Annotated in this window: 13 protein-coding genes; 9 read left to right on the forward strand and 4 right to left on the reverse strand. The window is 46.8% G+C overall.

Annotated features, from left to right (window positions below):
• Positions 1–202: 202 nt before the first annotated feature.
• The 4 genes from MsAg5_RS08445 to cca all read right to left on the reverse strand — a co-directional run bounded on the left by MsAg5_RS08445 (position 203) and on the right by cca (position 5,263).
• A complete protein-coding gene (locus tag MsAg5_RS08445) occupies positions 203–934 on the reverse strand; it encodes a glucose-6-phosphate isomerase family protein (protein ID WP_338100193.1) in 732 nt (243 codons plus the stop codon).
• A 302-nt stretch (positions 935–1,236) separates the two neighbouring features.
• Positions 1,237–2,517, reverse strand: a complete 1,281-nt coding sequence (gene hisD / locus MsAg5_RS08450; RefSeq protein ID WP_338100194.1) for a histidinol dehydrogenase — start codon at positions 2,515–2,517, stop codon at positions 1,237–1,239.
• A 218-nt stretch (positions 2,518–2,735) separates the two neighbouring features.
• Positions 2,736–3,095: a hypothetical protein gene (locus MsAg5_RS08455; protein ID WP_338100195.1), complete on the reverse strand. Its 360-nt coding sequence runs from the start codon at positions 3,093–3,095 to the stop codon at positions 2,736–2,738.
• Between the two features lie 761 nt (positions 3,096–3,856).
• Positions 3,857–5,263, reverse strand: coding sequence for a CCA tRNA nucleotidyltransferase (gene cca, locus MsAg5_RS08460; RefSeq protein WP_338100196.1), 1,407 nt, complete (start codon positions 5,261–5,263; stop codon positions 3,857–3,859).
• A gap of 479 nt (positions 5,264–5,742) precedes the next feature.
• Here cca and MsAg5_RS08465 point away from each other — a divergent pair, with 479 nt between their 5' ends.
• The 9 genes from MsAg5_RS08465 (at position 5,743) to hflX (ending at position 15,886) form a co-directional block, all read left to right on the forward strand.
• Positions 5,743–6,540, forward strand: coding sequence for a queuosine precursor transporter (locus MsAg5_RS08465; protein WP_338100197.1), 798 nt, complete (start codon positions 5,743–5,745; stop codon positions 6,538–6,540).
• 369 nt (positions 6,541–6,909) lie between these two features.
• Positions 6,910–8,445, forward strand: a complete 1,536-nt coding sequence (gene cfbE, locus MsAg5_RS08470) for a coenzyme F430 synthase (protein ID WP_338100198.1) — start codon at positions 6,910–6,912, stop codon at positions 8,443–8,445.
• A 45-nt stretch (positions 8,446–8,490) separates the two neighbouring features.
• Positions 8,491–8,913 (forward strand): pyridoxamine 5'-phosphate oxidase family protein, encoded by a 423-nt coding sequence (locus MsAg5_RS08475; protein WP_338100199.1) that lies wholly within the window; start codon positions 8,491–8,493, stop codon positions 8,911–8,913.
• A gap of 75 nt (positions 8,914–8,988) precedes the next feature.
• A complete protein-coding gene (gene cfbD / locus MsAg5_RS08480) occupies positions 8,989–10,113 on the forward strand; it encodes a Ni-sirohydrochlorin a,c-diamide reductive cyclase catalytic subunit (RefSeq protein ID WP_338100200.1) in 1,125 nt (374 codons plus the stop codon).
• 237 nt (positions 10,114–10,350) lie between these two features.
• Positions 10,351–11,151, forward strand: coding sequence for a Ni-sirohydrochlorin a,c-diamide reductive cyclase ATP-dependent reductase subunit (cfbC, locus tag MsAg5_RS08485; protein ID WP_338100221.1), 801 nt, complete (start codon positions 10,351–10,353; stop codon positions 11,149–11,151).
• 114 nt (positions 11,152–11,265) lie between these two features.
• A complete protein-coding gene (gene cfbB, locus MsAg5_RS08490; RefSeq protein WP_338100201.1) occupies positions 11,266–12,741 on the forward strand; it encodes a Ni-sirohydrochlorin a,c-diamide synthase in 1,476 nt (491 codons plus the stop codon).
• A 93-nt stretch (positions 12,742–12,834) separates the two neighbouring features.
• Positions 12,835–13,941, forward strand: a complete 1,107-nt coding sequence (endA, locus tag MsAg5_RS08495; protein ID WP_338100202.1) for a tRNA-intron lyase — start codon at positions 12,835–12,837, stop codon at positions 13,939–13,941.
• Positions 13,942–14,025: 84 nt separating this feature from the next.
• Positions 14,026–14,445 carry a DUF2209 family protein gene (locus MsAg5_RS08500; RefSeq protein WP_338100203.1) on the forward strand — a complete coding sequence of 140 codons (420 nt, stop codon included), beginning with the start codon at positions 14,026–14,028 and terminating at the stop codon, positions 14,443–14,445.
• Positions 14,446–14,533: 88 nt separating this feature from the next.
• Positions 14,534–15,886, forward strand: coding sequence for a GTPase HflX (hflX, locus tag MsAg5_RS08505; protein ID WP_338100204.1), 1,353 nt, complete (start codon positions 14,534–14,536; stop codon positions 15,884–15,886).
• The last annotated feature ends 16 nt before the right edge of the window (positions 15,887–15,902 follow it).

A 15,902-nucleotide genomic window follows, 5' to 3' on the forward strand; every position in this document is an offset into this window, starting at 1 on the left:
TATTGTTCAGAAACAGATGATGCAAAACGGGAACAGGAAAAACCTGTATTGTTCAGAAACAGATGATGCAAAACGGGAACAGGAAAAACCTGTATTGTTCAGAAACAGATGATGCAAAACGGGAACAAGAAAGACCTGTATTGTTGAAAACAGAAGATGCAAGTCCAAAAGAAAAAAGAAAAGAAAAAAGGAAAAATTTTAGTTAGTAAAAAGGACGTTTAAAGGAATCCTCATACTTTTCCGGATGCCGCAAAAAGTCCAATTTTTCTAAATCGTTGACAAGCCCGTACATATCTTCGCCCGAAAAGAGCCCGAAATCGGGATAACTCTTGGGTTTCTTTATGGAAACTTCCGGGACTTCGTCATAACTTTTGTTTTTGATAAAACCGCCTTCCGTCAGATAATACATCAAGCCGGCCTTTTCCCGAACCGGTTCGTAGTCGGAATCAAAAGCGTCCGACACCCAGTTGGCCATCGTCAGTTTTTCGTTGGACGCGTTCACGGTCACGTGTCCGAAATCCGGTGGAATGAGAACGACATCGCCTTCATGCGCTTCAATGACGATAAATTCCGAAAAATCGCGCTTTTGAAGGAGATAAGTGGCGGTGCCGTGAATGACTTGATAAACTTCGGGATAAGACGGCGCGTCGGACGCGGAGACGTGCGACACCGGCGGATGATAGTGACCGGCCGTTTTAATGAATTCGGGACCCAGCATGCCGGGCGGAATAACGGTGATATCGTAACGCAGAACATGCGTTTTCATTTTCGTCAAATCCTTGCCGTCGAGGTGCACTTCCCGGTACATATCGTAAAGAACACGGTCCGGCTGTTTGGTGAGCCAAATCTGATCCATCAAAACGTCAGACATGCCGTAAAGCTTTCGGGTGGAGAAAGCCGTGCAGACTTTGCTGAAATCCATTTGCGAATTCATATCAAATCTCCGTGAATTGGTTAAAGTATGACAAAAATAAATAATGTGAAGAAACTGTGAATGAATGTGTGAATGAATGTGTGAATGAATGTGTGAATGAATGTGTGAATGAATGTGTGAATGAATGTGTGAATGAATGTGTGAATGAATGTGTGAATGAATGTGTGAATGAATATGTGATTTAATTTTATAATAATCTGAAGTATATAAGTTTTAATTTGTTTTATAGTTTACTTTAAGTTTAAACAAAGTTGACAATTGCCGGAACATATAAAACCGCAATCAGCCCGGTCAATTTCATTTTATTCAAATCTTTTTCGAACGGCTTCGGCGTGTTCGAAAAGGCCTTCTTCTTCCGCCAGCGCAATCACGGTGTCTTTGATGTTGGAAAGTCCTTCCTTGCTGATTTTTTGAACCGTCATGAATTTTAAGAAGTGAGCGGTGTTGAGCCCGGAATACATCCGCACGTAGCCGGACGTCGGCAGCACGTGGTTGGTGCCGGACGCATAATCGCCGGCCGGAACGGGTGCGTAATTGCCGACAAAAATGGAGCCGGCGTTTTTAATTTTCGATAAAACGGCGTCTTCCAATTTCGGATCAACCATAATTTGAAGGTGTTCGGGTCCGAATTTGTTGGAAAATGAGACGCACTCGTCCAAATCTTTCGTGATCAAGACGGCTGAATTCAAAAGCGCGGCGTCGATGATTTCTTTTCGCTTTGCGGTTTTCTTTTGGGAATCCACTTCGTTCATCACCGCTTTTGCAAAAGCGTCCGACGGCGTCACGAGAACGGAAACGGAATTCGGATCGTGTTCGGCCTGCGCCAAAATATCGGCGGCGGCCATCTTTGGGTTGGCGAAATCGTCGGCGATGATGAGCACTTCGCTCGGCCCGGCCGGGAAATCGATTTCCGCAAAATCCCGGACCTTCATTTTGGCAGCCGTCACGTAAACATTTCCGGGACCGACGATTTTGTCGACCTGCGGAATACTCTCTGTGCCGTACGCCATGGCGGCGATCGCTTGCGCGCCGCCGGTTTTAAAGATTTTGTCGACGCCTGCGATTTTTGACGCGGCGAGCGTTAACGGATGAACGGTGCCGTCGCTGCGCGCCGGCGTACAAACGATAATTTCGCCGACGCCGGCCGCTTTGGCCGGAATCGCGGTCATCAAAACCGTTGACGGATAGCTGGCGCGACCACCCGGAACATAACAGCCGACGCGTGCGAGCGGCACCGGCTTTTGACCGAGAAGAATGCCTTTCGTATTTTCGACCCAAAGCTCTTTCGGAAGCTGCGCTTCATGGAATTTTCGAATATTGTCGGCCGCTTTTTGAAGGTGGGCCAAGAGTTCCGGCGAAAGCCCGGAAACGCCGTCTTCGATTTCTTTTTGGGAAACGAGAAGCGCCGATAACTTGGCTTTATCGAATTTTTCGGCGTAATCCAAAATAGCGGCGTCGCCATTTTCCCGGACATTTTTTAAAATCGCGTCGACCGACGCTTCAACATCGGAAAGCGCGGTGTTGCGGGAAAGAAGTTTCTTTTGGTCCGATTCGGATAAATCGGATAATTTTTGACAAATCATGAAGGATAAAACCGCCTGAAATCAAATAAACTTTGTCATTTTGAACAAAACGAAAAGAATATAAACGGAAGAAAAAAATGGAAAATAAAAAGAGGGGACCGTTTTTGAGAAATGAAAAAGAATGAAAGATGAAAAGTGAAAAGAACGTAAAACGAAAAGAACATAAAGAAAATAATGTAAAAATAAAGAAATAAAAGAAATGAATGGGGAAAGAAGGATTACAAATACCGTGCAATCGCTTTCGCATATCTTTTATACCAAGCGTTGCCGTACATGAAAGAACGGTAGCCGAGCCGGACGTTGTTGGAATTGACGACGTAAAAGTCGGTCAGAACTCTGACAAACGGAAGGTGGTTCCCGGTCTGAACGAAGAATTTGAGTAAAAAGAAGAATTCGTAGGTCACATAACGCAAATCTGAAATAATCATCGCCGGATTAACAATCGCCAATTTGATTTCGGTCGCCAGAAACATCAGCGCGCCAAAAATGAGGGAGATGCCGCAAAAAACGGCCATACAAACGTCCGTCAAATAATACCGCCGCGTTCCATCCGGATTAAACCGTTTCAGATTAACCATTTCCGTCACTTCTTTTTTTGTGAATATATTAAAGACGTTATTTTCAATATATATTCTTTCTCTACGACAATCGCTTTTTTCGGACTTGCAGGGTTGACGAAAAACGGAAAGAGACGACGTGTTTTTTGAGGACTTTTTTGAAACGGAACAAAATATTGAGCCGCCTGATTCTTGTTTTTATTTCACCTATTGTTTTATTCAAAAAGACGTTAATTGATACTGTTTTTGAGTAAAAATCCAAGAATTTTTTTGATTTTTGGACCATATCGTCCGAACCCGTTTCCAAAAATAGATTGTACCGGCAGATTCTGATTGCCAATTGTATCCAACGGATCTGTTTTTTAGATTCCGGCTGCACCTGCTGTTTCCAAAAGTACAGTTGTTTCTTGGTACCGATTTGCATCATCTGTTTTCCAAAAATACAGTTGTTTCCTGATACCGATATGCATCATCTGTTTTCCAAAAATACACATATTTCCTGATACCGATATGCATCATCTGTTTCCAAAAATACACTTGTTTCTTGGTACCGATCTGCACCTATTGTTTCAAAATGCACCTTCCTGTTAAGGATATCCGCTTAAACAGACGCAAAGCGTCTGTTTAAGCGGGATGGTTTGCTTGAAAAAAGAAAAGAAAGGAAGGGATATTATTTGAAAAAAGAGAATTGACCGGCAGTTTTCCTATAATTTTAAAAAAGAAAGGAAAAGGATTTGTTTTTCAAGAAACGTGTCGCCATAACGCGCGCGACGCCGCCCACATCAAATTTGTTTCGTCAGCTTTTCATTCATCCATTTCCAAAAAGCCGGATCCTGAATTTGACAAATCTCGTCCAAACCGATGATTTGGTACCCGTCGGACACTGCCGCTCGCACATGCCGGCCGAGCGCCGCTTCCTTGAGAATTTTGTCGGCGATCAAACTCTCCGCCGTTTGATATTTCCGAACGATTTCCGCCACAAGATATTCATTCTTAATTTTCAGCGTGAACGTTTCGTCCGCATCTTTATATTTGCCGTAGAAAGATTGAGCGTTGTCAGCCGCCCAAACCGGCGGTCCGACACGCCGTTGAAGCGGCGGCAGCATTCTTGACATCAATTCGACCAGAATAATGCATTTGTCGCCGGCAAACGCATGCGTGTTCATGACAGCAAAATCGTTCACGGTCAGAATTTCACCCAACGAATTCTCGAGGCGGAAAAGCTGCGGATAAAGCGTGTCGTCCGCCTTTTGCGGCGCGTCAAACGCAACGCCGACCCATTCCGTCCCCCGCTTTTTCATGATGTTTTTAAATTCAGCCACAGGCAATGGCGCATATTCCTTTTTCACAAAGAATTCGGCGCTTGGGTTTTTCATATAACGCTGAGCCGCGTTGATAAATTGCGCGAACCGCGTCAACGAAAGCGCGGCGGCGACGTTGCGCTTCGGATCGGTCGGATCGATGACGACGAGCGGATCCTCGTGCGCCAGCGTTTGGTGGCCCATGATGTCGATCGTCTGACCGAACCGCCAGCTTGCCGCGTTTTTAAGGACGTCTTCAAACGAGCCGTACCAAATAACCAGCAGCTCCGTCAAATAACCGGAAAAGCCGCCGTTGCGGACTTCCGACCCGTAAACGCCGCTGCTTTTCATGAATTGTTTCAGCAGAAGCACATCGTCCTGTTTCCCCGGAATGCGTTCTTTGATAAAACAGCAATGAAACGGCGTCCGGTCGACGGCCGACTTGATGTCGGACGCGCTTTTGACCCGGAAACACGGCACCAAATCCACTTCAAAACCGCCTTTGGTAATATGAATATACGGATGCTCCGAATGCCGGTCTTCCCAAGAATCACCGGACTTTGCCACTTCCATCAAAAGACGCCGGCTGCGCGTTTCCATATCCTGCCGGGAAACGTCTTCCGGATAGGAAACAAAAAGATCAATGTCATGGTTGCCGGAAAGCCAGGTGGAACGCTCGGCGGAGCCGACGGAAATCGGAACGATATCGTCCTCGCCAAACATCTCCGCCGTTTTGCAAATCGTTTCCAAAAGTTCGGCTTTGACCGCTTCCAACTTCGTTCTCTCCGCGTCCGACGGCCGGATTTTCGGAAGAACCTGCGCCCGGATTTGCGAAAAAACGGCAGCGTCCGGAATCTGATCTGCATTTGATATTTTATGGGAAGTCATGACGTCACAAGCCTGTATAGATAAGTGAAAGAAGAAGCAACTTCTTTTTATTAAATTTTATCTGAAATTTTGGTATTTTATCGATTATGAATATTGTCTGATTTCCGGTTTTGAATGAAATTCATTTTTGACGCGTATCATTCATATACTAAGAATCAAATGAATTTTCCAGCTTTTTCGATTGGCCAAATAATTGAAAAAAAGGAAAACTTCTAAAAACAACCCGAAGAACCCCTTGAAACGGATTCTTCATCCCCAAACCCGGTCATTCAGTCGAAAAGAGTCGACTGAATGATTCAAGGGGCGTTTTTGTTGTCTTTCAACCGCGAACCGCATACTTGAAACCTATGCTTTCGCACGGCAGCCTGCTCATAAAAGACCGGCGCCAACAAATCTGAAACAAAAGAAATCAAAACAAGCTGACATGCTCGAATTTCATTCAGATTTTATATCAATTATTGCTACAGAGGAAGTAAACTATGGATTTTAGCGTTTTATATATCATCATCTTTTGGCTCATTACCATGACGGCCGTCACTCTCGTGTCCGTCCGCATCATTAAAAAATATCCGGTCTACGGATTCGTCGCTCTGACCGCTTTTTACGTCACCTACCTGCTCAGTTCGCAGGTGATTGCCACACGCCTTGTCACCTACGACTTCGGCACCTGGTTCGGATACAGTTTGATTCTGACCGCACCGGCCGCCGCCATCATTTACCCGTTCATTTCCCAAGTGCTCGACATGATCAACGAAGTGTACGGCAAAAAAAGAGCCGTGACCGCAATTGCCATCGCCCTTTTGACCCAGATTTTGTACGTCATGTTCGTCGCTATGTCCATGCAAATCCCGGCCGCGCCGTTTTATGAACTCAACGAAGCCTGGCTGTCCATTTTCAGCCTCAGCGTCGGCATTGTTTTCGCCAGCTGGATTTCATTTTTGGTTTGTTCAATTCTGGACACCTACATGTTCTCCTTCATCAAACAAAAATTACGCCCGCGGGAACTGGCCTTTAAAGGAGACACGTTCTTTAACCCGTACATTTGGATCCGATCCTTGCTGACCGACGTCGTCAGTTTGGCGCTGGACTCCATCATCTTCGTCTTCATCGCGTTTTACATCATCGGCGGCATGCCGCTGGACGTCGTCACCGGATTGATTGTCGGACAACTGATCGTTAAAGTGTTGGTGGGCGCCGTGGACACGCCGTGGTTCGCACTCTACAAGAAATTGATCGGCGACATTGACTATTCCAAGAAAATCGAACAAGAATTGTGATCATAACAGATCACAATTTTACTTTACGTTTTTTATCATATTTTATGATTTTTTCATATTTTATACCATTTCTGAATCATATTTTATGATCATTTTTTATTACCATTTTTTATTACCATTTTTATGATCATTTCTTATTATTTTTTGAACGCCATACTTTTTCCGATTTTTGTGTTACAAAACTATTTTAAACAAAGGATAACTTTCTGTTTCTATTCAATTTATTTCATAAACAGACTCAGAAAATAACGTCAGCCAAATTGAAATGGTTCGGGCGTTCGCATTTTTAACATTCAACCGCCAAAAGCCGTCTTAACTTATGACAATCATCGATTAATTACAATTATACCGACAGGGGGACCCTGAGAAATGGAAAATTCAGAAATACCGTGGACCAAAATTGCCGTTTTCGACTTAAATCACGGCGGACTTGCGATTGCGAGCCAGCTGCTTAAAAAAGGCGTCCAACTCACCGCCTTTGACATTTACAAAAAGATGAGCGACGAAAAGATCAAAAAAGCCACGGAAGACTACGGATTTTCGGTTTCCAACAACTTGGCGGACTTGGACGCGGACGAGCCTTTCGAACTGGTTTGCCTGCCGATTCACGTCGACAGCCAAAACGAATTCGTTCAAAAAGCGATCGAATTGAATCTCCCGACCATGACGCACCACGATATCGTCGGTCGGATGCTTCACGGCGACAAACGGCTGGAAGGAAAGAAACTCATTGAATTCACCGGCACCCGCGGAAAAACAAGCGCTTGCACACTTTTCGCACAAATGCTGTCTTACAAAAAATGCATCGGATTACACACATCCAAAGGCATTTCCGTTTGGAAAAACGGTCAGTTTAAAATGATCCGAGAAGGCGTCAGCATCTCTCCGGCTTACGTTCCGGACATCATTGATTTCATTTTTGACAGCGGCTACGACCCGGAAACATTCGTCTTTGAAATTTCACTCGGCAGCACCGGCGCGGAAGACGTCGGCGTTTTGACGACGCTGGAACCGGAATACATGGTTTCCGGCAAATCCTTAACGTCGACCGAAGTCAAAACACAAATATTTACCCGCGCCAAAGAAAACGGCACGTTCATCGTCAATTACAACGATTGGGAAAAAATCAAAAACTACATCCGAAAGGACCAAGAAGTCATCGTTTTTGACGCGTCCGGCAAAGCCGTGGAAGACGGACAGCCGACCGATGTGTTTTTAAATATTTCCAAAGGGAAAGACGGCAAAAAGACCGCCGAAATCGAATCCTCCCGCAACAGCAAATTTTTCAGCGTCGACTTGTCGGACGATTACGACCCCGAATCTTACAAAACCGCATTTGCGGCGTCCATTTCCGCCGCGCTTGAGTTCGACGTCACCGAATCGCAAATCGCGGACGTTCTCGAACATTTCAACGGCATCACCGGACGGATGAAAGAAACCGAAGAAGAAGGCCGGCGCGTGATTGACAACTCCAATTCCGGATTAGATATTTATTCCTGCGAATGGGCGATCAAATACATGCTGGAGAAATATTTCGACAAAAAATCACCTTACTACGACACCGCTGCCAAACGAGAGCTGATCGTCGTGATCGGCGAGGAAGGCCGGACGGTTTGCGACGGCATCGAGCCGTTTGCAATTGATAAATTAGTAGAATATTACAAAAAAGACATTGACAAACTGATTTTGGTCGGCGACCGCTTGAAAAATTACATGGGCGACAAATGCAGCCGCAACGTCGACGCCGAAGAAGCCGGAAACGTGGAACCGCCGGTCGAAGCCGGTGAAAACGGCGACGTCTGCACATCGCTTTACGCCGACGATTTCAAATCCGGATTTATGAAAGCGCTTGACGTTTCAAAAGAAGGCGACATCATTGTCATGGCCGTGAAAAGTTTCAGATAATCAATCAATCAATTGGGATCGTGACGGAAATATGGAGCGGAAAAGATGATGAGAGATGCGGTGCAAACCATCGGCAACCTGATTGACAAACAGACGACCGTCCTCATCAGTTCCGTCGACGAAGACGGTTTTCCGAACACGAAAGCCATGCTCGCGCCGCGCGTGCGCGACGGCATCAAAACATTTTACCTGACGACCAACACGTCGTCCGCACGGGTGGCCCAATACCGGAAAAATCCGAAAGCATGCCTCTACTTCTTTGATAAGCGGTTTTTCCGTGGCGTCATGCTCAAAGGAACGATGGAAGTGCTGCAAGACGCCAAAAGCAAAGAAATGATTTGGCGGGACGGCGACACCATGTATTATCCGCTCGGCGTCACGGATCCGGACTACTGCGTGCTGAAATTTACGGCGGAATCGGGCCGGTATTACAGCAATTTCAAATCGGAGAACTTTCCGGTTGAATGAAGATGGAAGCCGGAAATGAAAAAATAATGAAATATCAAGTTCAGAATTATATCTCATCACAAAACGAGGAAAAAGATGTCTGCAAATAATGATTTAATTGTTCACCCGAGACCCAGTTCGATTGTGGCGTCGCTTTACACGCTTCGGGATTTGAACGTGGACGTCGCGATTTTGCACGGTCCGCCCGGCTGTTCTTTTAAACACGCCCGGCTGCTTGAAGAAGACCAGCTCCATGTTTTGACGAGCGCCATGGACGAAAGCGATTTCGTTTTCGGCGGCCAGGGAAAATTAGCGGCGACGATTGACCGCGCCGTCGAGCTGTTTTCTCCAAAATCGATTGCCTTGGTCGGCACCTGCACCAGTATGATTATCGGCGAAGAATTGAAAGATTCGGCGTCAACTGTTTCCGATGACATTTCCGTCATTTGCGTGGAAACGCATGCCGGTTACGCCAACAATACGGCCGGCGTGATGGCCGTTTTGGAACCGGCGGCAGACCTCGGTTTAATCAGCAACGACGAACTGATCCGCCAGCGGTTTTTGCTCAAAGAAGCGACCAACATCGAACTTCGAAACGGCGCCGCCAGCCGCGGTTACTTGGAACCGTCCCGCGGAGACTTGAAATACAAAGTGGCGGAACACCTGATCGGTTTGCTCAAGTCCGGCAAAAAGATCCTCGGCATCCTGAATGCCAAAAAAGAAACGGCGTACATGTTTGCGGATGAAATTCTCGCGCTTTACGAAACGGCGGAAATTTTGGGCGTTTCTGAAAATATTATCTTGATGGCCAACGCCGACACAAGTTTAGGACTTCCGCGCGTTCGCGAACACGCCAAAAACATCATGGCCGAATTCGAAAGAAGGGGTGTTCCGATTCATGAAATCATCGGCGGCCTGGATGAATACGCGATTACGGGCGACGCCGTGGCAGCGCTCATTGGCGAAAAGTATTCTGATTTTGACGCAGCACTCATTGCCGGCGTCCCCCATGCGCTTTTGATGGAACCGTTTGCGGGCATGGAATTAATTTCGATCACGAACGGTCCCCGGCAAGTGGCGCCGATTAAAGAGATGGGACACGATTACGTGATTGTGGAAATTGATTTGCACCCCAAAACGCTCGGTATTTCCTCGATCGTGCCGTCCGAGTTCGGCGACACGCTGCGGGCGATTTGCGCCGACCAAATGAATCAAAAATAAAAGAAGAAACGAAAAATGAATCTAAACCGGATTTGTTTTTGTTTCCCCCTGATTTTTCACTTTTTGAATTCGTTTGGTTAAGATTTTAAAAAAACAGGAAACAAAAGTTTAAATAAAAATCAAGAAATTGTTATTTTTCATATTTTAATTTAAAATTTAAATTTCTGTGCGGATTATGGATTATTTATACTGATACGGACATTATGATGAACATTAGGATTGACTGACGGATCTGACATGAAAAAAGTGATTGCAATTTACGGAAAAGGCGGCATCGGCAAATCGAGCACCGCGTCAAACATCGCGGCAGCGGCGGCGCTTTCCGGCAAAAAAGTTCTGATTATCGGCTGCGACCCAAAAAGCGACTCATCGATAACGCTTCTCGGCGGCAGGCGGATTCCGACCGTTCTTGACCTCCTCAAGGAAAAGAAAGACGTCGCCAAAGACGATGTGATTTTTGAAGGATTCGGCGGCGTTTTGTGTATGGAAGTCGGCGGCCCCGAACCCGGCGTCGGCTGCGCCGGCCGCGGCATTATCGTGGCGATTGAAACCCTGAAGAAGATTTATCCCGAATTTATGGACAACGACCTGATCATTTACGACGTCCCCGGCGACGTTGTCTGCGGCGGTTTCGTCGCGCCGATAAAAAAAGGATTCGTGAACGAAGTTTATGTTTTGACATCAGGCGAATACATGCCGCTTTACGCCGCGAACAACATTTGCCGCGGCTTTGCAAGAATCGGCATGGAGCTCGGCGGCGTCATCTGCAATTCCCGAAACGCCGACCGGGAACGCGAATTGGTGGAAGAGTTTTCAACCGATATCGGAAGCCGCCTTGTCGGCTACATTCCGAAAGATCCGATCGTTCAAAGCTGCGAACGCGACGGGTTCAGCGTTCTTGAAAAGGCGCCGGATTCTGAAATCGCTCAAGTTTACAAACAGTTGGCTGTGGAATTGATGAACAACAACACGAGGGTGAAAGCCGCGCCGCTCGATGACGAACAGCTGCGAAATTTGTCCAAAAAATACAGCGAATAAATAAAAAAGAAGAACGGGCTACCCGCACATCAAACGTGGCGCTGTAACGCGCGCGGCGCCGCCCCGCCAAAAAACAATAACGATAACAAAAATAATCAAAAAGGAGGAAAAACTGTGACAACATCCGAAAAATCAGAATTGGTTCCGCGAATTTTAATTTCCGCCGACCGCTCGTCATCGGGAAAAACAACGATTTCGATGGGCATTATGGCGGCTTTAAAGGGGCTCGGCTACACCGTTCAGCCGTTTAAGGTGGCGCTCGACTACATCGACCCGGAATATCACACCGCCATTACGGGACGCCGCTCCCGGAATCTGGACGGCTATTTGATGAATCCGGATGAAGTCGTCGACGTTTTTTCCCATGCCTGCGCCTCTGTGGAAAAGGACGGCAAAAGCGCGGACATTGCCGTGATTGAAGGCGTTCGCGGCCTTTTTGAAGGACTTGACGCTTATTCCGACATCGGAAGCACGGCACAGATTTCCAAAATTCTCAAATGCCCCGTGATTCTCGTCATCAACGCCAAAAGCATGACGCGTTCCTGCGCGGCGCTGGTCTCCGGATTTGCGACATTCGACCCGGACGTCAACATTGCGGGCGTGATTCTCAATAATATCGGAAGCATTCGGCATGCCGACAAAGCCGTGGCGGCCATTGAATCGACGACAAAAATCCCGGTCATCGGCGTCGTTTACCGTGACCCTGAAATGGGCTTTTCCATGCGGGAACTCGGACTCATTCCGATTCCGGAAGGCCGGAAATTCCATGACGGGTTCTTTGACAAGATGGGGAAAATCAAAGACAACGTCGCCGAAAACGTCGATTTGGAAAAATTGGTCGATCTCGCCAAAACCGCGGGACCCATTGTTCCGCCCAAGACCAGCCTTTTCGACAAGCGCGCCGACTTCGACAAAATCATTCATCCCAAAATCGGCGTCGCCTTTGACGAAGCCTTTAACTTTTATTATCCGGACAACATTGATTTGATGCGGGCGCAAGGCGCTGAATTTGTCAAATTCAGTCCGCTCAACGACATTATGATTCCGGACGTCGACGCGCTTTACATCGGCGGCGGCACCCCGGAAATATTTGCGGCAAAACTGGCCGGCAACAAAACCATGAAAGATTCCATCAAAGCGGCGTCCGATGCAGGAATGCCGATCTTTGGAGAATCGGCCGGCATGAACTATTTGTCCCGAACCATTTCCATCAAAAGTAACAGCGGCTGCGACATAAAATTTGAGATGGCCGGCGTCTTAAAGGCGGCAACCGTTTACGGAAGCGGCAAACGCGTGGTCACCTACACGAACGGCACGTTTGAAGAGGACACGCCGATCGGAAAAACCGGCGAGTCGTTCATTGCCCACGAATTCCACCATTCGATTTTGGAAAATATTTCCAAAGAAGCGGAATTCGCCATTCAGATTACGCGCGGCGTCGGCATTGCGAATAAAATGGACGGATTGATGGTGAACAACACCATCGGCACCTACACCCACTACCACGGCGTTTCTTACAAAAAATTTGCCGAAAACTTTGTGGACAGCGCCCGAAAATACCGCGAAAGCCGGCAGAACCAACAAAAATGAAAACAATATCATTAAATAAAAGATAAATAAATTGAAAATTATAGAATGAGTATCAGATTGAAGATCTGATACAAATTTGATACAGGTGTCTCTTTGAAAACCAAAATCCAAGGAAATTATGTTGTAGCGGGGCAGGAAGCTGTCTCCGCGCTTTACCAATCCGGCTATTTCGGGCGTCCCAAAGACGGCGTCCTTTATCTTCGGTTCGTGGAAGCCGCTTATCTTTTGTACCGGAATAAAATCGAGATTTTCAAAGACAAGACCCTGCTTGATTTTGACGCTTTTCTCAAATTCGCGGCGCTTAAAGAGGATTTCTTCGAACTGAAATATATCGTCTACAAAGACCTCAAAGAACGCGGCTATTATATTCAATCGGCTGCAACGGATTTCCGGATTTATCCGCGCGGCGGATCGCCGGGAAAAACGTCGGCCAAAAGCTTTGTTTTTGTTCAGTCGGAACGCATCGACTTACCGTTCGGAACGTTGATTCAGCACTTGAACAACACGGAAAACGTCCGCAAACAATTCATTTTGGCGCTCGTCGACGAAGAAAGCGACATCACGTTTTTTGAAATCAAACGCGTCGACGTCAACAACAGTTTTACCGGCAAAATGAGCTATTCCGTGCCGGATTTAACCAAAGCGGACAATGCGGCTGCTGTCGCTGCCGCCGCCGGACCGATTCCGGCCATTCTTCTGAAAGAACGGGTCGTCATGGACAACAAAGCCGTTTCCGAAATCCTTTACAACAACGCGTTTTTCGGAAAAATGCTGGATGAAGACCGACTCCAGTTGTCGCTTGTGGAAGCGCTGTATTTGATGGAACAAAATGTGATTGACGTCATGGATTTAAATTCCGAAAAAATGACACCGGATACATTTGCCGAACATGCGTCGGCGATTGAACCTGAATTTATGAAAAAATACACGGTTTACAAGGATTTGAAAGAGCGCAGCTTCGTTCCGAAAACCGGTTTCAAGTTCGGAACACACTTCCGTATTTATCAAAAAGTGGAATCGCTCGATAAGATTCCCCACTCCGAATTTTTACTTCATGTGATTTCACCGGACCATCAGTTTAAAATGCCGGTGACGTCGGGCGCGATCCGCCTCGCCAACAGCGTTCACAAACGGATGATTTACGCCGCCGATACCGGCCGTAAAATCGAATACATCGAATTTGAACGCATCAAAATGTAAACAAAATACAGAAAAAATAGATGATGAAGACGATGTGGAAATGGTTTGCGGAAGCGACGGCAATGAAAAAGGAAACGGGTTAAAATGGCGTTGACGGCGATTGCGGTGGATATTTCCGGACGGCACAAAATCAACATCGGGTATTACCTGGTGTGTTCGGCGGTTTCCGTTACCATGACGCCGACCGGTATTGATAAGGTGAACGAAGTTCAATCGGACGCGTTTTTAACGGACAAAGCCCCTGAACTTTCCGACGTCGTTTTTATGATTGAAAAAACAATCGCCAAAATCAAAGAAAAAGGACCGATCGTGATCGAAAGCGGCGACTTGTTTAACACGGACATCCATTTGTGCAAACCTCTGTTTTCCGTTGATATCCGGTATCAAGAGTCGATGGGCGACCGAAAAGCCATCGAAATCGCGCACCACGTGTCGCACAGCACCCGGAATATTTTGATGAAGGAACTGGGCATCGATATCCGAAACGCCGCCCCCGGAAAATGACACGCGGAAACAAATAAAGTCGGATGATCAAAAAATGAACTGAAAAACGAATCGGAAAGATTCGTAAAAACGTGAGAATTATAAAAATATGATGCAAGAGAGCGATAAAATTCAGGAACAGATTGTTCCGAAATACCGACGGAATCAAACGGAGACCGTCATTTTGGTGATGCGGGTGTCGCCGGATTCGGATCCGGACAAAAATGCCCGAAAAGCGGATGAATTTATTGAGCTGGCCAAGGCGCTCGACTACAAAGTGGCGGATTTTGTCACTCAGGAACGACATCCGGACCGGAAGTACAACGTCGGCAGCGGAAAAGCGCGGGAAGTGGCCATTCTGGCGCGCGATTTGCGGGCGACGCGGATTATTTTTTACGATCCGCTTTCCACCTCCCAAATTTACAACATTTCCAAACTCTGCGGCGAAGCGGGCGCTTCCTGCAAAGTGGTCGACCGTTTCCAATTGATTTTAGATATTTTTGCCGAACGGGCGACGACGCACCGTTCCAAACTCCAGGTGGAGCTGGCGCGCCTTCGGTACGAGTTGCCGAGCGCGAAAATGCTCATCGCGCTGTCCAAAAAAGAAGAACGCGCCGGCTGGGGCGGCCTGGGCGATTACGAAGATTCGTATGAGCAGGACATCAAAAAACGGATTTCAAGAATCGAAACCGAGTTGTCCAAAGCCGATTTGGAAGAAGAAGCCCGCCGCCTTTACCGCCACAAACGCGGTTTTTTCATGATTTCACTGGCCGGCTACACCAACGCCGGCAAAAGCACGCTTTTTAACGCGCTCGTCGACGAAAACGCGGAATCCAAAGACATGTTTTTCACGACACTGATTCCGAAAACACGTGCCTTGGAGTTTGGGAAACGAAAAATCCTGCTCACCGACACCGTCGGGTTTATCGAAGATTTGCCGCACTTTTTGGTCGACGCATTCCGATCGACCCTGGAAGGCATTTATTTCTCCGACATGATTCTCTTGACGGTGGATTTCAGCGAGCCGGTCGAATACATTCGGGACAAACTGATCACCTGCCATGAAACGCTGTGGGAAAAGGGAACGTCCAACATCATCACCGTTCTCAACAAATCGGAACTGGTGTCCAAAAAAGAGCAAAAACAAAAGCTGGAAGAATTGGAACACTTGGTGATCAATCCAGTTTTCATTTCCGCCAAAAATAAAACGGGACTCGACCGTTTGCTGCTTGAAATCGACCGAAACCTGCCGCAGCTGATTGTTCGGACGGTATCGCTGCCGAATACGAAAGCCGGCGCGTCGGCTTTGTCATGGTTCTATGAAAACGGGATTGTGGAAGAAATCTTGTACGGAAAATACATGACGTTTGAATTTATGGCGACGGAAGACGTGATTGCCAAAACGGACGATATTTTGAGACGGACGGAAGAAAAAGAGAATGAAGAAAATGAAAATTTCTAAAAAACCTACAGGTAAT

This window comes from Methanolapillus africanus (genome assembly GCF_032714475.1).
Lineage (GTDB): Archaea > Halobacteriota > Methanosarcinia > Methanosarcinales > Methanosarcinaceae > Methanolapillus > Methanolapillus africanus.

Excerpts from the sequence above, each read along its gene's own strand:
- cfbC (WP_338100221.1), top strand. The coding sequence starts at position 10,351 with ATGAAAAAAGTGATTGCAATTTACGGAAAAGGCGGCATCGGCAAATCG.
- hisD (WP_338100194.1), bottom strand. The coding sequence starts at position 2,517 with ATGATTTGTCAAAAATTATCCGATTTATCCGAATCGGACCAAAAGAAA.
- MsAg5_RS08500 (WP_338100203.1), top strand. The coding sequence starts at position 14,026 with ATGGCGTTGACGGCGATTGCGGTGGATATTTCCGGACGGCACAAAATC.
- MsAg5_RS08475 (WP_338100199.1), top strand. The coding sequence starts at position 8,491 with ATGATGAGAGATGCGGTGCAAACCATCGGCAACCTGATTGACAAACAG.
- cfbD (WP_338100200.1), top strand. The coding sequence starts at position 8,989 with ATGTCTGCAAATAATGATTTAATTGTTCACCCGAGACCCAGTTCGATT.
- cfbE (WP_338100198.1), top strand. The coding sequence starts at position 6,910 with ATGGAAAATTCAGAAATACCGTGGACCAAAATTGCCGTTTTCGACTTA.
- hflX (WP_338100204.1), top strand. The coding sequence starts at position 14,534 with ATGATGCAAGAGAGCGATAAAATTCAGGAACAGATTGTTCCGAAATAC.
- MsAg5_RS08455 (WP_338100195.1), bottom strand. The coding sequence starts at position 3,095 with ATGGTTAATCTGAAACGGTTTAATCCGGATGGAACGCGGCGGTATTAT.
- MsAg5_RS08445 (WP_338100193.1), bottom strand. The coding sequence starts at position 934 with ATGAATTCGCAAATGGATTTCAGCAAAGTCTGCACGGCTTTCTCCACC.
- MsAg5_RS08465 (WP_338100197.1), top strand. The coding sequence starts at position 5,743 with ATGGATTTTAGCGTTTTATATATCATCATCTTTTGGCTCATTACCATG.
- cca (WP_338100196.1), bottom strand. The coding sequence starts at position 5,263 with ATGACTTCCCATAAAATATCAAATGCAGATCAGATTCCGGACGCTGCC.